General features: G+C 40.5%; 20 protein-coding genes. 3 read left to right on the top strand and 17 right to left on the bottom strand.

Translation table 11 applies throughout. The features are described 5' to 3' along the window. Positions 1 to 34 precede the first annotated feature (34 nt). From IGI52_RS15785 to IGI52_RS15730, 12 genes are all read right to left on the bottom strand, one after another. The gene (locus IGI52_RS15785; protein ID WP_370447997.1) at positions 35 to 733 is read right to left on the bottom strand and encodes an LrgB family protein; all 699 of its coding nucleotides are present in this window, start codon (positions 731 to 733) and stop codon (positions 35 to 37) included. Next, complete coding sequence (locus tag IGI52_RS15780; protein ID WP_048721051.1) at positions 714 to 1,142, bottom strand: CidA/LrgA family protein; 429 nt, start codon at positions 1,140 to 1,142, stop codon at positions 714 to 716. The genes IGI52_RS15785 and IGI52_RS15780 overlap by 20 nt, the downstream gene beginning before the upstream one ends. A 194-nt stretch (positions 1,143 to 1,336) precedes the next feature. After that, positions 1,337 to 1,765: a peptide-methionine (R)-S-oxide reductase MsrB gene (gene msrB / locus IGI52_RS15775; protein WP_048721049.1), complete on the bottom strand. Its 429-nt coding sequence runs from the start codon at positions 1,763 to 1,765 to the stop codon at positions 1,337 to 1,339. Positions 1,766 to 1,913: 148 nt separating this feature from the next. After that, the gene (locus tag IGI52_RS15770) at positions 1,914 to 2,471 is read right to left on the bottom strand and encodes a Maf family protein (RefSeq protein ID WP_049219865.1); all 558 of its coding nucleotides are present in this window, start codon (positions 2,469 to 2,471) and stop codon (positions 1,914 to 1,916) included. 19 nt (positions 2,472 to 2,490) lie between these two features. Next, a complete protein-coding gene (gene mutL / locus IGI52_RS15765) occupies positions 2,491 to 4,491 on the bottom strand; it encodes a DNA mismatch repair endonuclease MutL (protein ID WP_438781709.1) in 2,001 nt (666 codons plus the stop codon). Positions 4,492 to 4,506: 15 nt separating this feature from the next. Further along, the gene (mutS, locus tag IGI52_RS15760; RefSeq protein WP_438781708.1) at positions 4,507 to 7,062 is read right to left on the bottom strand and encodes a DNA mismatch repair protein MutS; all 2,556 of its coding nucleotides are present in this window, start codon (positions 7,060 to 7,062) and stop codon (positions 4,507 to 4,509) included. After that, complete coding sequence (locus tag IGI52_RS15755; RefSeq protein ID WP_016181602.1) at positions 7,062 to 7,448, bottom strand: YlbF family regulator; 387 nt, start codon at positions 7,446 to 7,448, stop codon at positions 7,062 to 7,064. Before IGI52_RS15755 ends, mutS begins: the two co-directional genes overlap by 1 nt. 15 nt (positions 7,449 to 7,463) lie before the next feature. Then, complete coding sequence (locus tag IGI52_RS15750) at positions 7,464 to 8,258, bottom strand: TIGR00282 family metallophosphoesterase (protein ID WP_016181603.1); 795 nt, start codon at positions 8,256 to 8,258, stop codon at positions 7,464 to 7,466. Between the two features lie 140 nt (positions 8,259 to 8,398). After that, on the bottom strand, positions 8,399 to 9,475 hold the full coding sequence (locus IGI52_RS15745) for a hypothetical protein (protein WP_016181604.1): 1,077 nt from the start codon (positions 9,473 to 9,475) through the stop codon (positions 8,399 to 8,401). Next, entirely contained in the window at positions 9,468 to 10,586 is a 1,119-nt protein-coding gene (locus tag IGI52_RS15740; protein WP_438781707.1) for a DUF4352 domain-containing protein, read from the bottom strand. The genes IGI52_RS15745 and IGI52_RS15740 overlap by 8 nt, the downstream gene beginning before the upstream one ends. A 379-nt stretch (positions 10,587 to 10,965) precedes the next feature. Further along, the gene (locus tag IGI52_RS15735; protein ID WP_016181606.1) at positions 10,966 to 11,745 is read right to left on the bottom strand and encodes a Cof-type HAD-IIB family hydrolase; all 780 of its coding nucleotides are present in this window, start codon (positions 11,743 to 11,745) and stop codon (positions 10,966 to 10,968) included. Between the two features lie 3 nt (positions 11,746 to 11,748). Then, positions 11,749 to 12,399 carry a DNA alkylation repair protein gene (locus tag IGI52_RS15730; RefSeq protein WP_016181607.1) on the bottom strand — a complete coding sequence of 217 codons (651 nt, stop codon included), beginning with the start codon at positions 12,397 to 12,399 and terminating at the stop codon, positions 11,749 to 11,751. A 570-nt stretch (positions 12,400 to 12,969) separates the two neighbouring features. Between IGI52_RS15730 and rpsD the strand changes: the two genes are divergently transcribed. Continuing rightward, entirely contained in the window at positions 12,970 to 13,581 is a 612-nt protein-coding gene (gene rpsD / locus IGI52_RS15725; RefSeq protein WP_016181608.1) for a 30S ribosomal protein S4, read from the top strand. A 101-nt stretch (positions 13,582 to 13,682) separates the two neighbouring features. On the opposite strand, the gene IGI52_RS15720 is transcribed toward rpsD, so the two are convergent. The 3 genes from IGI52_RS15720 to mazE form a co-directional block, all read right to left on the bottom strand. After that, positions 13,683 to 14,840, bottom strand: coding sequence for a tyrosine-type recombinase/integrase (locus IGI52_RS15720; RefSeq protein WP_438781706.1), 1,158 nt, complete (start codon positions 14,838 to 14,840; stop codon positions 13,683 to 13,685). A gap of 144 nt (positions 14,841 to 14,984) precedes the next feature. Then, positions 14,985 to 15,335 carry a type II toxin-antitoxin system PemK/MazF family toxin gene (locus IGI52_RS15715; RefSeq protein ID WP_438781704.1) on the bottom strand — a complete coding sequence of 117 codons (351 nt, stop codon included), beginning with the start codon at positions 15,333 to 15,335 and terminating at the stop codon, positions 14,985 to 14,987. Further along, positions 15,328 to 15,561, bottom strand: a complete 234-nt coding sequence (gene mazE, locus IGI52_RS15710; protein ID WP_438781703.1) for a type II toxin-antitoxin system PemI/MazE family antitoxin — start codon at positions 15,559 to 15,561, stop codon at positions 15,328 to 15,330. The genes IGI52_RS15715 and mazE overlap by 8 nt, the downstream gene beginning before the upstream one ends. Positions 15,562 to 15,757: 196 nt before the next feature. On the opposite strand from mazE, the gene IGI52_RS15705 reads away from it, so the two are divergent. Then, on the top strand, positions 15,758 to 16,861 hold the full coding sequence (locus IGI52_RS15705; RefSeq protein ID WP_438781702.1) for a transposase: 1,104 nt from the start codon (positions 15,758 to 15,760) through the stop codon (positions 16,859 to 16,861). A 608-nt stretch (positions 16,862 to 17,469) separates the two neighbouring features. Here the strand turns inward: IGI52_RS15705 and IGI52_RS15700 are convergent. Both IGI52_RS15700 and IGI52_RS15695 read right to left on the bottom strand, forming a co-directional pair. After that, positions 17,470 to 18,711 (bottom strand): replication initiation factor domain-containing protein, encoded by a 1,242-nt coding sequence (locus IGI52_RS15700; RefSeq protein WP_438781701.1) that lies wholly within the window; start codon positions 18,709 to 18,711, stop codon positions 17,470 to 17,472. A gap of 384 nt (positions 18,712 to 19,095) precedes the next feature. Beyond that, entirely contained in the window at positions 19,096 to 19,359 is a 264-nt protein-coding gene (locus IGI52_RS15695) for a DNA-binding protein (protein WP_438781700.1), read from the bottom strand. 144 nt (positions 19,360 to 19,503) lie between these two features. On the opposite strand from IGI52_RS15695, the gene IGI52_RS15690 reads away from it, so the two are divergent. Beyond that, the gene (locus tag IGI52_RS15690) at positions 19,504 to 20,205 is read left to right on the top strand and encodes a helix-turn-helix domain-containing protein (RefSeq protein WP_438781699.1); all 702 of its coding nucleotides are present in this window, start codon (positions 19,504 to 19,506) and stop codon (positions 20,203 to 20,205) included. The last annotated feature ends 80 nt before the right edge of the window (positions 20,206 to 20,285 follow it).

Raw genomic sequence — 20,285 nt, 5'->3', positions numbered from 1 at the left:
CTACATTTTAGCAAAAGAGCGCAAGGAGCTGGTACTAAAGACCTTCGAATAGACGAAATAAAATCGGCAGCAGCGCCACCGTTACTAACCCATTGACACAAATACATAAACCAGCAAGAATGCCCTCTAGTTCACCAATCTCGATCGCTCGACCGGTACCAATCGCGTGAGAGGTACTGCCTAAAGCGATGCCTTTTGCCACGGGACTTTGAATATTGAAAAGTTGAAAAACCTTTGTTCCAACTAAAGCCCCGAAAATCCCCGTCGAAACAACGATTGCTAAGGTCACTGGCGAAATGCCGCCCATCTGGCTAGACAGATCAACTGAGATCGCTGTGGTCACTGATTTTGGCAATAACGAAACGACAATCCCTTGTTTCAATGAAAATAAGCGACCGATTCCAACACTTAGTAAACAGTTAAGTACCACACCCACCAGTGTTCCTAAAATCACCGGCAAAAAATATTTCTTAAGCTTATCGAAATTTTGGTAAAGGGGCAAAGCTAACGCCACTGTCGCCGGTGTAATCATCATGGTAAATAAATTGCCGCCTATGTTGTACTCCTGATAGCTGATTCCGCTGAATTTCAACAAAATAATGATAATGACCACACTTGCGATCAAAGGATTGATGAAAGGGATGTTCACCTTACTCAACAATTTTTCCATCGCTAGATAGATAAGCAAAGTAAGTGCTAATCCAAAAAGCGGGTTACTCGCCAGCGCTGAAATCATCCGCTTCACCTCGCAGTTTCCCAACTTTTTCAACCAGTCGCGCCTTTTCTTCCTTGCTCTTCATGCTGATTCTTTCAACAAATTCCGCTGTTTTCCCGACAGCTACAAGTGAGACAAGAGAGCACAAAACAACTGCGCCTAACAGGATCGGCCACGTGTATTTAATGGCTCCGTAATATTGCATCAAACCGACACCAGCTGGTACAAATAAAATCGTCAAATGGTTTAACAGAAAGTTTGCTGTATCCTCAATTGCCGATGGCTTTAATAATTTGGTTTGGAAGGAAAGAAAGAGGAGCACAATACCGATGATACTTCCCGGAACAGGTAAATGAAGAAGCATCCGCAGACCTTCGCCAATAATAGAATAGAGAAATAACAGACTTAATTCTTTAAATAATTTCACAAATATCGCCTTTTCTAAAAATAGGATAGTTCCAGTATAGCGAAAAAAGATAGCTATTTTCTCCAAATTTTGTTGAAATTACATGCATTTTCTGAAAAGCGGACATCATTTGCAACTGAATATGGAAAAGGAAAAAACTAAGAAAATCACTAAAAGAAGAAATACAAAAAAATGCGCCGATTTCTCGGCACATTTTATTTAACAAGTTCCTTATATTGACCGTAGCCTGCTTCTTCCATCTCATCGACTGGAATAAAGCGCAATGCTGCGGAGTTGATGCAATAACGCAAACCGCCTTGATCTTGCGGCCCATCGTTAAACACGTGTCCTAGATGGGAATCGGCTTCTTTACTGCGGACCTCTACTCGATGCATGCCATGAGAAAAATCTGCCTTTTCAGCCACTCCACGCTTTTCGATCGGACGACTAAAAGCTGGCCAACCACATCCGGCGTCGTATTTGTCAGTAGAAGAAAATAAGGGCTCACCGCTGACGACATCAACATAAATGCCTTTTTGATAGAAATCATCATATTTTCCAGAAAATGGACGCTCTGTCGCGTTTTCCTGCGTCACTGCATATTCGATGGGTGAAAGTTTCTTTTTCAATTCTTCCTGCTCCATGGTTCTTCCCCGCTTTCATGATTACTTAGAACACGCTGAGCATACACCCGATGAGAAAAAGATACGAAGAATATGCTCATAGTGCGTGCTTTTACTGCGAAAAGGTAAAGAACACCGGATCGTAATCCGGTGTTCTCCTACATTCTATCTAATAGCTAAACTTCTTCAACATCTGATTCACCGCACCAACTGGAAAACCGACGATGCTGTAATAGTCGCCTTCGATCTTTTCAACGAAGACGCCGGCACCATTTTGGATACCGTATGCACCAGCTTTGTCTTTGTAGTCATCACTATCGAGATAGCGATTAATTTCTCCAGCGGTCAAAGGATAAAAGGTCACAGTAGCGGAAGTTAGTTTTTCCTCCAGTTGGTCTCCTTGACGAATTACCACGGAGGTATAGACTAAATGGCTGCCGCCGCTCATACTTTCCAGCATACCAAATGCTTCTTCTCGACTCTTAGGTTTGCCGAGGATTTGTTCACCCAGTACGACCACCGTATCACTGGCGATTACTAATGCTTCTGGGTGCTCAGCGGCGACCACTGCCGCTTTTTGCCGCGCCATCTCCATCACATAATCCTTTGGTGCGTACTGATCTTTGACTTCTTCATCAATATCAGCCGGTTGAACGGTGAAATCAGCCATCAGCCAGTGGAGTAATTCTTGTCTTCTTGGTGATTGCGAAGCTAAAATAACGGTCATAAATCTGCTCCTCTTTAGACTAGTGTGGGTCTTGAATTCGTTTGAACATATGCTCCATATCGCTGTTGCTAAAATGAATCAATACTGGACGACCATGGGGGCAGTTGAAAGGATTCTCGCATTGTGCGAGATCCGATAACAAAACGCGCGCTTGTGCTTCGTTCAAATGATGATTGGCTTTGATCGAGCGTTTGCAGCTCATCATGATGGCTGTTGCTTCACGGAATTTTTTGACGCTAACAGAGCCAGTAACTAAAAGCATATCGATCATTTCCCGAATGATACTTTCCTCTTGTCCGGCTGGATACCACGTCGGATGCGCTCGCACGATGAAGCTGTTAGGGCCAAACTCTTCTAAATAAATGCCGACTTCCTGCAATAGCTCCGTTTGTTCTTTTAGCTTGATGGCATCGTTGTTGGGATAATCCAAAACAAATGGCACCAGCAACTCCTGCAGATCATCAGAAACGTCGCCGATTTTTTCGCGGAAATATTCGTATTTGATCCGCTCTTGCGCCGCGTGCTGGTCAATGATATATAAGCCGTCTTTACTTTGGGCAAACAAATAGGTACCATGCATTTGACCGAAATATTCCAGCATCGGGAATCGTTCTTTGGGATGCTCGTTCTCCAGCTTTGTTATCGCCTGTTCAATCACTTTTTCACCAGATTGGGTACTTAGATCAAATTCAGGATGGTCAGCATTAGGCGCTTCTTCATAAACTTGCTCTTCTGTCGTGATCTCTTCTTCAATCAGTGGTTCAGGTGTTTCTTCCACGATCGCCGCTTTCTCTTGTTCTGTTTCAAGTGGAACCGTCATGGTTTTTTCAACGATTTCTTCCTTTAGTGGTACCGGTGTTTCGACTGGCTCTGGTTGTTTCGGTTCGACGTAAAAAATCCCCGTCTTAGGATCATAGTTCAAATCACTCTTTTTCTTTGGCTGTTCTTCTAACGGCAGGTCCAATTGTTCCGTGTGGATTTTTTCGACCTTGCGTTTGAAGCTGGGATTTTCACCGACATCAGGAATCAAATTGATCTGGCGCAGACTTTCAGCAACTCCGCGGCTGATCAGCTCCATCAATTCCTTTTCTTTGGATAAACGAACTTCCTGTTTGGTTGGATGTACATTTACATCGACTAACAGCGGGTCCATCGTAATCTCAAGCACCGCAATTGGGTATCGTCCCACCATCAATTTTGACTGATAACCATTAATGATCGCTTTGTTCAGTGCGAAGTTTTTTATGTAGCGGCCATTGATGATTACAGACAAATAATTGCGACTTGCACGCGTCACTTCTGGTAACGATACATAGCCATTCAACGTGAAATCCAAATCTTTCGCTTCGACCTTCAGCATTTTTTTCGCCGTGGCTACTCCATAGATACCAGCCAGAGTTTGTTTTAAATCTCCTGTACCACTGGTGCTCAGCATCTTGTGACCGTCATGGACGAGACGAAAGGCGATATTAGGATGGCTCAAGGCCATCCGATTGACAATATCCCCAATATTCGACAGTTCTGTTTGCAGCGACTTCACATATTTTAAACGCGCAGGCGTATTGAAAAACAGGTTTTCTACGGTGATTTTTGTTCCTGTCCGCAAGGAAGCTGGACGATGTTCTTCAATTTTTCCGCCTTTTAAGAAAAGGTAGGAACCCTGTGTTTCATCAGCAGTCGCCGTCTCCAAAGTCATCTCAGACACAGAGGCGATCGACGGTAATGCTTCCCCGCGGAACCCCAATGTCCGAATGCGAAATAAATCATCGCGGTTATGGATTTTACTTGTGGCATGACGTTTAAAGGCATTTTCAACATCGTCTTGATTGATGCCTTCGCCATTGTCTACGATCTGGATCTTTTTCAAGCCTGCTTCTTCGATCAAAATATCGATCTGTGTTGCTTTTGCGTCGATTGCGTTTTCAACCAATTCTTTGACGACTGAGGCAGGACGTTCGACGACTTCTCCTGCGGCGATCTGATTGGCTAAGCGTTCGGATAATTCTTGGATCTTTCCCATCGAATTCCCCCTTGTTTAAATCCGTTTTTGTAACTCGTATAGGAAGTTTAATGCTTCCATCGGGTTCATTTCAAGTAGATTGGCTTTCTTGATACTGTCGACTACACCAAGTTCAGCAGTTGACACCTCGCTAAATAACGAAAGCTGCTCGGTTTCTTCAACAATCTCCGCATTTTTTTGCACAGGCGCATCAGATTCTAAAGCGGATAGAATCGTCGCTGCGCGAGAAAGCAGATCGGTGGGCATCCCAGCGATTTTCGCGACATGAATCCCGTAGCTTTTATCTGCGGGTCCATCCATCAGCTTGTGCAGGAAGACGACTTCGCCGTTTTGCTCGACCGCGCCAACGTGAACATTTTTTAATTGAGGCAGGCTTTCTTCTAACACCGTCAACTCATGATAGTGGGTTGAAAATAGCGTTTTGGCCTTCACATTTTTATGGATATATTCAATAATCGCTTGTGCTAACGCCATCCCATCATACGTCGCTGTTCCGCGACCTAACTCATCAAAGAGAATCAAGCTGTTTGGTGTCGCATGACGCAGTGCTTGATTGGCCTCCATCATTTCTACCATGAAGGTTGATTGGCCGGCGATTAAGTCATCGCTGGCACCGATGCGGGTAAAGATTTGATCGAAAATCGGCAGTTCGGCACTTTCCGCTGGAACAAAACAGCCCATTTGCGCCATAATTACTGTCAAAGCAAGCTGACGCATGTAGGTGCTTTTACCGGACATATTCGGTCCAGTAATCAGCAGGAGCATCTCATCAGGACTCATGTGAACACTATTTGGAATATATTCCTGATGTCCCAGAACCTTTTCCACGACCGGATGGCGACCTTCTTTGATTTGCAGGTTATGTGTCCCAACCTCCATCGTCGGCTGTACATACTGATAACGTTCACTGACAGTCGCAAAGCTTTGCAAGACATCTGTCGCACTCAAGCTTTTTGCAAGTTTCTGCAAGCGGGTAATGGCTTTTTTAACTTCATTTCGGACTTCTAAGAAAAGATTGTATTCAAGCGCAACAGATTTTTCTTCGGCTTCCAAAATCAAGGTCTCTAATTTTTTCAGCTCTGGTGTGATGAAGCGCTCCGCATTAGCTAGGGTCTGTTTACGTTCATACTTGCCCTCTTCTAAGTTAGCAAGATTGGATTTCGTAATTTCAATGTAATAACCAAATACGCGATTGTAGCCGACTTTTAGTGTTTTAATTCCAGTAGCTTCACGTTCACGTGCTTCTAATTCTGCCAACCACGTTTTCCCGTTGGTCATAGCCTCACGGTACTGATCCAACTGCTCGTTGTAGCCATCCTTAATGACATTGCCTTCAGTAATTTGCAGCGGCGCTTCGTCCTTGATCGCTTTTTCAATCAAATCCACTAAATCATCCATTGGTTCCATATCCACCAATAAATCATTCCACTCGCCTTGGTTGATGCCAGTCAATAATTGACGGATCTGAGGTACCTGCATCAAAGAAGTTTTCAATTGGATCAGGTCACGACCATTGACATTGCCAAAGGCCACTCGACCAGCTAAACGTTCCAGATCGTAAACCTTTGTGAGGGATTCATTCAGATCCATCCGTTCAAAATAAGCATTCAATAAGGAAGAAACCATCGCTTGACGTGCGTTGATCTGACGCTTTTGGATCAATGGACGATCAATCCATTGCTTCAATAATCGACCGCCCATCGCGGTTTTTGTTTCATCCAACAGCCACAAAAGAGTGCCCTGTTTTTTGCCTGTTCGAATCGAACGAGTCAATTCCAAGTTGGTTTTTGAGAAATAGTCCAGCTTCAAGAAATGCTCCGGCTGGTATTCTTCTGCTTTTTGGATATGTCCTAAGCTGCGTTTTTGGGTGACTGACAGATAGGTCAACAGCTTGCCAGTCGCTTCTTTTTCTAATTCATCTGTGATATCGGCGGTCAGAAAGCTGAATTCCGCATTGTCCTCGACCGTTTCCTGCCTTGAAAAGACCAAGCCAAGTCGTTCCCCAAGATTTTTCTGCAAACCTTCAGGGATTTCACTGCCTAAAACAATTTCTTTTGTTTGTAAAGCCGTCGCTTCATTCATTACGGCTTCTTCATCATGCAGTAGCGCTGTTTTTAATTCACCGGTTGAAAGATCAACGTAAGCAAAACCGAACTTGTCTTTGACTTGGGTAACAGCAGTCAGAAAATTATTGGCTTTGGCTTCGATACCTTTGCCTTCCATCAGTGTTCCTGGTGTGATCAATTGGACAACTTCCCGTTTGACCATGCCCTTTACCTGCTTCGGGTCTTCCATTTGTTCACAAATAGCAACCTTGTAGCCCTGTTCGACTAAGGTGTCGATATAGCCCTGAGCAGAATGATGCGGTACGCCGCACATGGGGATCGGGTCGTCTGCATTCCGATTTCTACTGGTCAAGGTCAGCTCTAACAACTGCGAAACCTTGATCGCGTCTTCGTTGAAGAGTTCATAAAAATCCCCTAATCGGTAAAATAAAAAGGCGTCTTTATATTGGTCCTTGATCGCCAAATATTGTTCCATCATTGGTGTGTTCTTCGTTTTTTGAGGCATTATTGCGCTCCCTCCCCTGTAACTTCATCTGCTTCTAAGGCTGCATTGACTTCTTTTTGGATCATTGTGGTCAGATGCTGAAGCAGATCATTGGCTTCATAAAGTTGTTCACGATAGGCGATTACTAACGGATGCTGATCAAACTCCTTAGTCAGACGATCCGCTTCTTTCATTGCTTCCCGTTCGGCTTCTGGTTTGCCATAATGAGCAAACTGAACCGCGTCTTTTTGTGCAGCTTTGATGCCTTCTTCCAATTGCTGAAGCGTGTCGTTTTCCGCTACTCGCTTTTGAAGCTGCTGGAAACGAGTGATCACTTCATTTTCACCTAATAATGCTGTTAAATGAGATAAAGCCGCTTCGACGGCGGCTTCATTTGTTAAATTCATTTTATCCCTCTGCTTCTATTCTCTAAATGGACGATCTTCATTGATTAAGATCGTTTCGATTTTTTGTCCATGACCATTTTTGTCAATATCAATCACACAAGCGGACAATACGGTGCGCCCTTCTTCAATCACTTCAAACCGTTGCGGCAATGCCGTTAAAAACTTTTCAATGATCGGTTCCTTTTTCATGCCTAAAATGCCATCATATGGACCGGTCATCCCGACGTCGGTCAGATATGCCGTCCCTTTTGGTAAAATACGGCCATCATTGGTTTGGACATGGGTATGGGTTCCAACTACAGCTGAAACGCGTCCGTCCGCAAACCAACCCATCGCTTGCTTTTCGCTGGTGGTTTCGCCATGAAAATCTACAAAGATATACGGTGTACGTTTTTGCGCCTCCGTAATCAGCTGATCAGCAATGCGGAAAGGATCATCCAAATCGGTCATAAATGAACGCGCCTGCAAGTTGATGATCGCCAGCTCCAACTCATTCACCTTCACATATAAATGGCCTTTACCTGGTACGCCTTCTGGAAAATTTGCTGGTCGGATCATTTTTTTCGCGTCAGCGATAAAGTCAAAAATCGCTTTATTATCCCACGTATGGTTCCCCATGGTAACTACATCGACCCCATCTTGCAAAAATTTCTTATAGATTTTTTCTGTAATGCCACGGCCTGCCGCCGCATTTTCACCGTTAACGATCGTCAACTGTGGATGGTATTTTTTCTTTAAACGCGGTAAATAGTCACTCAACATCTGCCGACCTAATGAACCAACAACATCCCCAATGAATAGTAAGCGCACTTTTTTTCCCCTTCTCTAGTTAAGCATCTTGTCTTATTATAGTTGTTTTTGCTTGAAAATAAAAGATTCCATTCGACTTGCTGTAAGCAATTTAAAAATAAAAAAACTACGAGCAGCAACGCACTCGCAGTTTTTCATTATTAAACAACCTCAACCGTATCGTCTTTATCCCAATGTGCCTTCTGCTCGCTTTTTGCACGATAGCTTTGAACATGCTCCCAATTCTTAGGGTCCTGTTGGTAGGTACTGAAATCCAAATCATCGACTAGCCATTTTTTCTGTTCCTCATCATAAACAAGGCTCGCGATTGCGTTTTGTGCATCCGTCGTCAATGCCTCATCAATCCCAACTTCCTCGACTAATTGCATCGAACGCTTGAGATCGATATAGACATCGAATTGAGCTTTTGTTTGTCCTGTATTCACCGAAATTGAATCGCAATTGAGCTTGATTGACTGAAATTGCTGGTCAAAGCTTTTCAAGTAAGGCTTTAGTTCTGCAAAACTCAATTGCAGCTTTTCCTTATGTGATTTAGAAGCGATTAGCTGCGAAACATTCAAACCATCGCGAATTCCTTGATTGAAGGAATCAAAATAATTGACGACTGATGCTAGTAGATGCTTTTGGAACCCTTGATTGTTCTCATACAGGCTATTCTCTTTCACTGTCAGCCGCTGATCCTCTGCTTTGAGATCAACCTGCTCTTGAACCTTTTTTGAGCCAAATTTCGGATGCGCCATTTCATAGGTTACGTTGTATGTTCCTGGTAAAAAAGGACCATAAGTATATTTATTCCAGTCCTCAACGAAATCTCCAGAAACCTCCTGTGCTTGGATCGTGGTTCGAAGATCGGTACCTTTAGGCAATTCTACAATAAGAAATCGTGCATTTGGATAGATTTTAGCTGGCTTTAAAAAGGAAGCTCCCTCTTCAATCGAAAAATATTCATCCTTTTTTAAAAGCTTAGTGATCTGCTTTTTTTTCAGCTTTTTTACCTGCTGTTGAAAAAGAACTTGTGCGTCTTTGCTGATTTTTTTCTTATTTGAGTAGCTAGGCATGTACCGCTTGATTAACGTCTCATCATTTTCAATCAGTGCAGTCGCTAAACGATCCACCGTAGCATCTACACTATTTTTATATCTAGAATAGCTGACAAAGCTGAATAGGATCACGATGACTAATACGATCGTTGCCAGCATTCCAGTCTTTTTAGTCATTAAGCCCGCCTCTGAAGGCCTCTTTCATTGATTTGAAATGATAATTTCGACTTTCATTTGCGGAATTGATCTCCCACTTACCGTCTTTTTTCTCTAACTTCACCTGATAACCTTCACCATTCATATTTTCATCGGTGTTGATTGGTGCTTCATTGATCTTTCCAGGCAATTCCTGCAATAAATATTTTTCTGCATCTCGACGCACACTAGTATAATCAGTGTATTTACCTTCATTCTCTTCTACGAATTTGTCTATGATTGATTCGGTATCAACATCATCCAAAAAGACCATTTCTGGACGTACGTAGATGACTGCTGATTCTGGGAAGAATTCTTTAAAGCTGTAAGTTACCTTGCCCTTTTCAGCATTGGTCTGTTGAAGTTGAGTTATAACCTTTTCCAACTCTGCTGTTGAAGGATCATAGTTTGTAAAATCTTCCTTCAAGCTATTGACGCTGTCTTCTTTAAAGGTTTTGCTTTCCGCTTCTAGATCATTGGCTAACTCAAGTTTCCCTGCCGCCTTCTTATCTTCTTCTTTCACTTCGTCAGAATTATAAAAGACTTTCGTTATATATTGACTTACCAGCGCTTGTACCGCCTTGGTGTCGTCATTGTATTTTTTTGTATCAAGCTTCAGCTCGATGCTTTCATCCTTCTCGTCTTCAGAATAGTACATAGCTTCATAATGTAGATCATATTTTGCATCTTTTTTGACTTCAAATACCAATGGCTCAGTAAAGCTCTTATCCTCAGATAGGCTCTCATTACTCATAACTTTAAAGTTATCATTGGAATCATGAACGTGCTCTGAAGAAACCTTCTTCCCATCTTCATCGTACAAAGCGAAATCGTTAGAAGAAACATCCAATTTCTCTTTTGACTTATTTTTGACTTTAATATCCAGTGCTAGGAAGCCTGTCTCATCATCAACCTTTTTCCCATCAGGTATGATGTAGCTGCCTCCTTCAATGCTCATTTCAACTTTTGATGTTTGGGCTGTATTTTCCTTCTCATTCGCTTTTTTTGTGTCGCCACCGCCGGAGCAGGCAGTCAATGTTACTAATAGACTACTCAATAAAATCAACCCACTAAATCCCCTAATTTTTTTCATGCTTTTTCCTCCCATATGTTTCATTTTTGATTAATAAAAAAACGCGTATTACATATATGACAAACGGAATTAACCCTTTTCGTCAACATGATTAAAGAAATTAACAACACATCTAATAATATTAAAAAAACAAATAAAATTAATAGAAGAAATGTTAAAAAAAGAGCTAATAATATTTATAACTATTTAATTTGTGATTTTTACTTTCTAGCTTTTCAAGCAATGAAGTCGTTCCTCTTCTGCTGCTTATTTATGCAATGACCTGTTAAATAATAAAGAAATGAATTCCTACTGTGTGTTTTTGTGAAGCGTTTGTCTTCTAAAAAAAGAGGCTACGACAAAAGTAATTGTCATAGCCTCTAGCAGTTTAAGTTTATTATTAATGCACCAATTCTAATTGGCGTAGTGCTTTATAAATTCCATCTTGATCATTGGTGTCCGTCACGAGATTGGCGGCATCCTTAACATGATTGGCAGCATTTCCCATTGCCACACCCGTTCCCGCCAAATTCAGCATTTCAATGTCGTTGTTGCCATCACCAAAGGTCACGATATTTTCTGGTTTGATCCCGACTTTTTTCGCTAAAGCTAAAATCGTTTGTGCCTTAGAACCAGGATTAGGAATGATATCAACACTATTCTCGTGCCAGCGAACCAAACGAAATTCTGGGAAAGCCGCTTCAAACTCCTCATCCATTGACTGATCATAAAAGGCACAGCCTTGGTATACTTCATGTTGAGAGAAATAATCTGGTTCATACTCTGGCGCCTGTTGTCCAAAAGAAGACATCGCATTGCGAACCTTTTCCTTGTCAAAATCAGTTACCCGCCCGAAAGAATCTAATCCGAAGAGCATAATGTCGATCTCTCGTTCCGTGGCAAAATCAATCATACGAGTCAACGCTTCACGATCCAGCGTATGCTTATACACCTGCTCATGATCTAAAAATCCTGCAGAACCATTGCAAATAATGTAATTCGTACAGCCTAACTGATGAATCACATCGCCAGCCAACAAGCGGGACCGTCCCGTCGCAATAGTCACTAAATGTCCAGCCTCACGCAATGCCTTCAACGCCTTCATCGTGCTTTCCAAAGGTTTTCTTTGGCTGCTCAACAAGGTACCATCAATGTCTAGTGCGATTAATTTTCTTTCCAAAATTTATCTCTCCATTTTTATGTATTTGCTGCCCTCACGTAGGGCTAACTTACTGAATGAATGCTGCTGTATAAAATCTCTTACCCAATCAGGATTCACCTTACTATAGTCACGCAATGCCCAGCCGATCGCCTTTTGGATGAAAAATTCATCTGTTGTTAGATCCGCTAAGATCGCTTGCGCCAACAATTCTGTATCGGTGCTTTCTTTAAACATCAACTGTAAATTGATCGCTACACGCCGATACCAAAAATTCTCATGCTGATAGAAAAAACGATACACCTGCTCCAACTCTGCTGGATGCGCTAAAACCCACGTAGAAAACACCTTACGCCACGCATCAATACTGTCCCACCAAGTTTTTTCACCTAATAAAGGAAGCAATGCCGCCAGATCCGCTAGTGAAAAACGCAGAATGTTCTTTTGTGCCAAATCAATCGCGTAATACTGATATTCTCGTTCATTCATTCGATAGTTGCGAAAAATCTCTTGTATCAGTTCTTCGATTGATAACATGGTGCTTTCTTTTAAAAAGGGCCGTTCCAATAGTGCTCGCTGCGGCTTTTTGACTCCGCAAAAGGGAAAAAGATCCTTCATGTACCGAGCCATTGGTTCCGCAATCTCGGGTTGATACGGAAAAATCAATGCGTTCATCCTTAATCTCCTTATTCGTTTTAAAGTAAGATTTTTTTCAAATAAAAAAATTAGGTCGATTCAAATGCCGTATATCATTCAACTAATGCGTTTATCTACTATTTTACGAACTAGCTCGTAACTAAGTTCGAATTTTTCTAACGTAAGATTCTCGTACGCACACCATTCTTCTAAATACGCTGAAGCGTAAAGAAAAACTGGCAAAGTTGTACTGACATCCTTCATTGTAGAGAAGTTTCAGAGAATTTGCAAAAGCTTCTTACACTATTCTGTTTCAATCTTTTCGCTGTCTTAGAAAAAAGCAATCGTTTTTTGCCAGCACCCAACAATTAACACATTTTTTTCAAAAAAGCAACACTTGAACTTGACTCTGCCCGCTCTTTTCCGTTATACTGACGTTTGTGTAAAATAATGCAGCAGAAGAATAATAGCCCGTCCCCAGTTCGTTGCCAGTATTGGTTCAATTGTGTAACCGCGGCTGCGAAGGTGAAGATTGAAGAACGAACTACACGGATATGAATTTTTCAACGGATTATTTTACTCCAAAACAATTTATTGGAGGAATTTTTAATGTCACGTTATACAGGACCATCATGGAAACAATCTCGTCGTCTTGGTATCTCATTATCAGGAACAGGTAAAGAATTAGCACGTCGTCCATACGCTCCAGGTCAACATGGACCAAACAGCCGTGGAAAGAAATCTGAATACGGCTTGCAAATGTCAGAAAAACAAAAATTACGTTTCATCTACGGATTAAACGAACGTCAATTCCGTAACTTATTCGTACGCGCTAGCAAAATCAAAGAAGGTAAACATGGTGTTAACTTCATGATCTTACTAGAACGTCGTCTAGATAACGTTGTTTACCGTTTAGGTTTGGCTTCAACTCGTCGCCAAGCTCGTCAATTAGTAAACCACGGTCACGTAACTGTCGATGGCAAACGTGTTGACATCGCTTCTTATGAAGTTGAAGTTGGCCAAGTTATCGGTATCCGTGAAAAATCTAAAAACATGGTTACAGTAAAAGAAGCAGTTGAATCAGCTGTTGGTCGTCCAGCTTTTGTTAGCTTCGACGATGAAAAATTAGAAGGTTCATTATCTCGTTTACCAGAACGTGATGAAATCAACCCAGAAATCGACGAATCATTAGTCGTTGAATTCTACAACAAATTAATGTAAGAATTCTTACAGACACTCAAGCCTTTGTATATCAAGGGCTTGAGTGTTTTTTATCTTCAAATTTTGGGTAAATAGATTTACCTTAGTATTTAACTTAGTTACTACGTTCCAAGGTAATTCATCAATATATCTACTGTTTTTTGACTTCTATCCTCTCCGATATGAGTATATGTGTCCATCGTAGTTTTTATACTCGAATGGCCTAACCTCACTTGAACTTCTTTCGGAGTTGCACCACTCTCAAATAGTAAAGTAGCGTGAGTGTGTCTTAAACTATGAAGATTAATATCTGGTAGGCCTACTTTTTTGATGATCCGTTTCAACATATCATAGACGCTTGCATTATGCAAAACATTTCCATTACGAGAAAGAAAAATGAAATCCTCATCATACTTTTCAACAATAGAAAAATAATGCTCCTGTTTCTCTTTAAATATTAACAATCGTTTCATCGTTTCCTTGTCCATTGCGATCACTCTATTCGAAGCCAAATTTTTCGGTGTCCCAATCTTCCAACCTTCTTCAGTGAACGTAAACGTTTTAGTAATTGCTATCGTGTTACCTGAGAAATCCAAATCCCCCCATTCTAATGCACAACATTCTGAAATTCTCATTCCTGATTGAGCGAGCATTCTGAACAATATTTTTTGAACCTCGTTAATATATCGATTATCTAAAGAATCTAAATGTTTATACAATCGTTTCAGTTCCTCTTTTGACAGATAGAATCGTTCTTTTTTTATACGCTCTATCTTTGGTTTAATCACATACTCTGTTGGATCTTGATCAACAAAGCCTAAACTAACACCATAACGAATAATTTTCGAGATTATTTGCAAAATTTGATGATAATATTTCGTTCCATTTTTCTCCATGAACTTATCATAATACTTTTGCAGAGATAGCACTGTAAGCTCGCTGATTTTTTGAGTCGCTAAATCAGGCAGAACGTATTTTTCTACCCTTTTTTTCGTTCCTCTATAGGTTGACTCCTTAACACCTTTTTTGTATTGTGGCAACCATAAATCATAGAGCTCTCTAAAAGTAACTATTTGTAGTTTCACTTGTGACTTCTCTTCTGGATCAAACTCATGGACAAATCTGAAATATTTTGTTCGAATCTCTGCTTTCGACTTACCTCTAATATCAGTAATCTTCTGCGAACCATCCTTGTATGTTCCAATATATGTGTTTCTCGAGATATACCTCTTTTTTCCTTGTTTCGTAGAGTATTCCTTAATCTTTTCATTCAAGTCCATTTCTTTTTCTCTCCTTGATGTGTGGGGCACATAGGAAAAGAAATCAACTCTCATTTTTATCTATTAACAATTTCTATCTAGCAGAATAGACTCAATTTTTCTTATAGTCACGTTGAATAATGATTTGACAAGCTCTTCTTATTTTCAAATCTGAAAATTGAAGTTCATTAATATATGTTGCGCTATATTTATGAACTCTTTTTTTGGTACTTCACCTAATATTTCCACATTCCTTCCTCCACGTAAAGTATAATCCAGCGTATACAATTGTTTCGCATTGACTTTACTACCATTTCTCAATACTTCGTTTTGGATTTCTACAAAATAGGGCCGAGATTTTTTTGTACTAGTTATGGGACATACAATAATCAAATTTGAAGACAGGCTGTACTCATCTCTGCTAACAACAATGGCAGGTCTTCTCTTTTGGATTTCGCTTCCTTTCGACGGTTCAAAATCAATGTAAATGATCGTTCCTTGTTTAATACTATTCATCCAGTATCCTACTCTCTATTTCAAGACTTATTGCCATGTCATCTTCTACATCCACAAACTCATTTTCTCTTACATGTGCAAAATAATCTTCAACCTTTGGAATCAATGAGATCGTTCCATCAGGTTCTTGATTAATGTAATACATCTTGCCCGCAGGAACATCAAACTTACTAGCTAAAGTTACCATTACTGCATTTCCTTGCTTACGAGTTTTTACTGTATCCATCTTATTCACCTCATTAAGTTTCTGTGCGAGTTCGGAAACTCGCAAAGTATTATAATCACTGAGGTTTTCAGGGATTATCATTTCCCGATTTCCTCAGTTTCTCCTTGTTTTAATGGATATCACTTGACAAGAATATCCGCCTTACATAATCGCTCATGAACGGGTTTCCCGTATCTCAGCGAAAGGTGGTACTTTCATGCTTCATCAAATCATGACCCACGATTGTTATTTATCTAACCTTGATCGCGCGTTAGCGAAATGTCCACTGGAAATTTTTGACTTTCACTTCGATGATATCAACATTTTTCGAATCCTTGATTTGGATCCAGCCCTTCCTTTACTCACGCCCCTTTATTCCACCACTAGAAAACCAGGAACAGACCCTACGGTTCTTTTCCGTTGTCTCCTGCTTGCTTCCCGTAAATGCTGGTCCCCAAAAGAGCTGCACCGTCAGCTGTATGCCGATCTGATTCTAAGAGCGCTTGTTGGGCTTTCGGGAAGGAAAGTTCCTGGGACTAGTACCTTCTACGATTTTATGCATCGTCTGGTTCCTATTTCTGAAAAAGCGGCGATCCGTAAGCCATTTACCGCTAAAAAGAAACCCAAAAACATTGGTGGAGATGGCAAAATCCCTGATAAGAAACCCAGAGATCGAACAACTAAACTTACAGAAAACATTCTAAATCAAAAATTTAGTTTGTCTGATACGCCCGAGCGGGTATTACAGCTTCTATTCAAAGAAGTAGCTGTTCGACCTTCTTTAGCATTAGGTTTAATCGCTCAAGCACCTGTAGTTTCAGGTGCTGGGACTTGTCTTCGAACAGGTGCTTCTTCTCGCGGACGTAAGATTTGCGCTTGTCGTGAGAAAGGAATTTATCATTGTAAATGTTTGCGGAAGTTCCCCGATCCACTGGCAAACATTGGCTGGGATAGTCATACGAAAAGCTATTTTTATGGGTATACAGCTTTTTTCATGACGACTTATTCCACTGTCTATCACAAAGATCTCCCTCTTTCTGTCCGCTTGATTGATGCCAAAAGGCATGATTCTCTAGCTGCTTTGATGGCATTACAAGAATTCCAAGAGCTCTATCCCGAGCTTGATATGTCGGTGTTTATCGCCGACAGCGCTATGGACAATCAACCAACTTACTATTTACTCAACGAATGGAGAATTCCCGCTATAATCGACTTGAACAATAGAGCGGAGAAACGCTCTGCCATCGGTGATATCTCTTTTAACAAAAAAGGAACACCCATTTGTCCAGCCAGATTACCTATGACTTATTTGGGGAAATGACAGGACCACTTGAACCAACGGTTCAAGTTTCGTTGCCCTGACGCTACCCTTAAAAGCTGTACGTGTCCTTTAGAGCAGCGCTGTAGTGACAGACCTTATGGTCGTGTCGTCTATACACACTCTAAAGATAATCTTCGACTTTATACAAAAATCCCAAGGCAATCTAGAAAATTTCGCCAATTATTCAAACAACGTACGGCGGCCGAGCGAATCAATAAACAGGTACTTTTGGATCATGGTTTGGAGACAATGAAAATTCGAACGAAACATCGAAACTTCTTTTATACCGTCATGGCTTGTATTGATATCCATTTGAAAGCTCAAATTGCCATTACAACTACATAGTTGTAAAATGGTGACAGGTAAGCTTATTTGGTATGTCTTTCAATCCATTTTCGGAGTTAAGAAACCAAACTTATGGACAGAAGCTGTTCCACAAGTTTTTTTCCATCATTTGATACAATAGTTTCCGTATTCACACTTTCTTCCTATCATTATACCATGTAATTACAGTAATTACTATTTGTGCTTTTTAATTTCAAGTCCACATGCTTTATTTAGTGACATAGAACACGCTGTTTTTTTGCTAAACAGAATACAGCATTAGTTTATTCCTCTGATTCCATCAATTGAAAAGATTCTATAAATTTTTGCTGATCAACACTTAACTCGGCATCTTTAATCGTTCGCACCACATGATCCTTTCCTTCTATCTCGTCCTTTAACTGTAACAGTTTTAAGGTGGGGGCCACCTGTGTCTCAAACCACCGTTCCGCTCGTTCAAGCGAGAATTTTTTGGCTTTCATATGGAACGTCAACTCGCCTACACTTCGAAACATCTTTGCCCAACGAACATTGACAATTTTTGTCTCGTCATCCAACAAATCATATACGATCAGTTTGCTATTAATGATGCCTGCGCCAATTTCTCCCAAATTTTTTCCAGAAATCACATAGTGAATGACTTCCTTTGCTTTCACACCACTACATCGAATTTCAAAGCGATTGTAGATTTCATGTTTCAACAGCGCGTCAGCCACAGATGACTGTTCCTTGTGCGCCAATTCAAAGCGTTTCTCATAAAAATTGAAGTAAAGCGGCGATTTTCTAGAACCAAAATAAAGCGACAACCCTTTACTCCGAGAACTCCCCTCTTCTGTCACATAGCTACAATAGTTTTCAAAGGTCTTAAACCGATCGGTGACCAACCCTTTGGGGTATTTCTCTAAAATGGTAAAGAGATCAAAATATTCGTAGTCTTCTCGCTCCCATACCTCATCAATCGCAAGATCGATTCGACTGCATTGGACACGGTTATAACCACTTTCTAACTTCCCCTGATCTTGCCAAATGTCTAACAGAAATTCCTGCCAATCCATTTTCTCCTCTACTAATCGTTGTTCATATTCTCGACAGCCTTGCCCTGAAAATTGCACCAGAACATTGCCGATTGTCTCCTTTGCATGCCAGAACACCCAAATATTGCCACACACAGAAACCTGATCAAAGAGATACAAACTGGTAGGTCTGGTTTCAAAATCGGAAGCGTCCAATCCCAATACACGCGTAATAATCTCCTTTGGTGCCGCATCAAAGAAGGACAAGCGTAAATAGTCAATCATCACCCGCATATTGGCGCCCTCTTTCACAAACACTCGAAAATACGTATCTAAGGTTTCTTTCACATAAGCAGGGATGGCTCGTTTTCCACGTTCCATCTTTTCATAGTAAGATAAGGAAATGTTTAGAATATCCGCAAACTTCTGTTGCGATACAGGTTTTACTTGTTTCCTTTTTCCATAAGGAACACCCAGTTTATACCGATAAGCTCGTAATTCTTTCGCTTCCACACGACTCCTCCTTAAAATAACATTTTTTTAATTCCCGAAAAAGAAAAGAACACGCTTGGATAATTGCTATAAGTGGATTTTCCTTTTTTGTGTCACTTTTTAATCACCTCTACCCGCACAATTGTTCAACTTCGATAAACTGCTTTATTTCAAGCTTGCGCATGCTTTTTTCTATTCGTTATTTTATTTCTACCCCCCCTATTAGATATTGGGGGGTAAATGTTTTGTGCAGGCGCAAGCGCCTGCACAAAACCAGCCACGCACACTTTGGCGTGTGCGTGTGCACAATGTCCCTGGCTCCGCCGCGACATGTGCACACACCACGCTCATCAGTGTACATTCCTAAAGCTACTACTTTTTCTCTCACTTATGCCCCACACATGTTTATTTTTGATATTGTAAAAGCCATTTTCGAACTGCTTGCTTACTATAAAGAACCATCCCTGAATCCAATCGGATTTCAGGGCAACCAAACTGAACCCAAGACTTCAATGTATTCACACTTACTCCAAAATAATCTGCACAATATTTTTGTTTCACAACATCTCGTTCTTCTTTTGCTTCTTTCAATGCTTTTTTCATCGTATGGTAAACCTTATTGAAATTCTCTTTCTGCCACTCTATCAATGTTTCATCAATTGTTGCCATCTCACCCCTCCTTTTTTGAATACTAAATATTTTATAAGGATATAAACATTCTTTAAACATACAATACTTTGATTCTAAAAAGATGTCAATGGTTTATTTGTGAATCTTTTGTGCCTCAAAAGAATACTAAAGAGGTTGATTTACTTGAAGAAAGAGTCTATGATAAATGAAGAGGTGAACGTAATGATAGAGAATTTTGGAGCAAACGTGACGAGACTTAGAAAAGATCGAGGGTTGTCACAAGAAGAATTAGCAGATAAGTTAGGAATGAAAAAGCAATCCATCTCAAATATTGAACGGGGAAATAGATACCCAACCTTTGAAACCTTGGAACGCATTGCATCTGTTTTGAATGCTTCCCCCATCCAATTATTTGGCACACTAAAAGAAATTGCGGTTTCTGATGTACCTGTCGTATTAGACAGAATTGATGAATATGATGAAAGAGTACGACAAATCTTCCAAGCGGAAAAAACATTGAAAGATATTGGTGAACCTGTAGATAAACTGTCAAGTAATATTAAATACATTGAACACTTCTTCTTCAGCCAACCACACGCTACTGACAAAGAAGGTTCAGCCATTGTAGATGAACAAGGTAATTTTGTATTTCTTGATCCTTTATTTGACTCGCTTCCTTTTGATTCGATGGATACACTTGTCAAACAAATCCAATACATTAAACAATTCTGTTTTCCAAAAATTGAATACAATGAAGGTGATCCAGTATTTGATGACAAGCACAATATACTTACTTCCACTGCAGTTGAAAATGTCCCTTTTGACAAAATTGATGAAACCTATCATCAATTAAAATTCATTTTAGAGAATAGAGAAAAATTATAGTAGCTACTTTTGTTCTCTACCTATAGTAGAGAAAAAAGTATCAATAATAGATTTTAAGCAACACAAAAAGCATAGATTTC

The sequence above is a fragment of the Enterococcus sp. DIV0187 genome, from assembly GCF_051713785.1.
Classification (GTDB): domain Bacteria; phylum Bacillota; class Bacilli; order Lactobacillales; family Enterococcaceae; genus Enterococcus_A; species Enterococcus_A avium.
The sequence above is the reverse complement of the archived record's forward strand: the minus strand, read 5'-3'. Positions and strand labels throughout refer to the sequence as shown.

Coding starts and splice junctions, on each gene's coding strand:
- msrB (WP_048721049.1), bottom strand. CDS start 1,765: ATGGAGCAGGAAGAATTGAAAAAGAAACTTTCACCCATCGAATATGCA.
- IGI52_RS15770 (WP_049219865.1), bottom strand. CDS start 2,471: ATGACCGTTATTTTAGCTTCGCAATCACCAAGAAGACAAGAATTACTC.
- mutL (WP_438781709.1), bottom strand. CDS start 4,491: ATGGGAAAGATCCAAGAATTATCCGAACGCTTAGCCAATCAGATCGCC.
- mutS (WP_438781708.1), bottom strand. CDS start 7,062: ATGCCTCAAAAAACGAAGAACACACCAATGATGGAACAATATTTGGCG.
- IGI52_RS15755 (WP_016181602.1), bottom strand. CDS start 7,448: ATGAATTTAACAAATGAAGCCGCCGTCGAAGCGGCTTTATCTCATTTA.
- IGI52_RS15745 (WP_016181604.1), bottom strand. CDS start 9,475: ATGACTAAAAAGACTGGAATGCTGGCAACGATCGTATTAGTCATCGTG.
- IGI52_RS15740 (WP_438781707.1), bottom strand. CDS start 10,586: ATGAAAAAAATTAGGGGATTTAGTGGGTTGATTTTATTGAGTAGTCTA.
- IGI52_RS15730 (WP_016181607.1), bottom strand. CDS start 12,399: ATGAACGCATTGATTTTTCCGTATCAACCCGAGATTGCGGAACCAATG.
- rpsD (WP_016181608.1), top strand. CDS start 12,970: ATGTCACGTTATACAGGACCATCATGGAAACAATCTCGTCGTCTTGGT.
- IGI52_RS15720 (WP_438781706.1), bottom strand. CDS start 14,840: ATGGACTTGAATGAAAAGATTAAGGAATACTCTACGAAACAAGGAAAA.
- IGI52_RS15715 (WP_438781704.1), bottom strand. CDS start 15,335: ATGAATAGTATTAAACAAGGAACGATCATTTACATTGATTTTGAACCG.
- mazE (WP_438781703.1), bottom strand. CDS start 15,561: ATGGATACAGTAAAAACTCGTAAGCAAGGAAATGCAGTAATGGTAACT.
- IGI52_RS15705 (WP_438781702.1), top strand. CDS start 15,758: ATGCTTCATCAAATCATGACCCACGATTGTTATTTATCTAACCTTGAT.
- IGI52_RS15695 (WP_438781700.1), bottom strand. CDS start 19,359: ATGGCAACAATTGATGAAACATTGATAGAGTGGCAGAAAGAGAATTTC.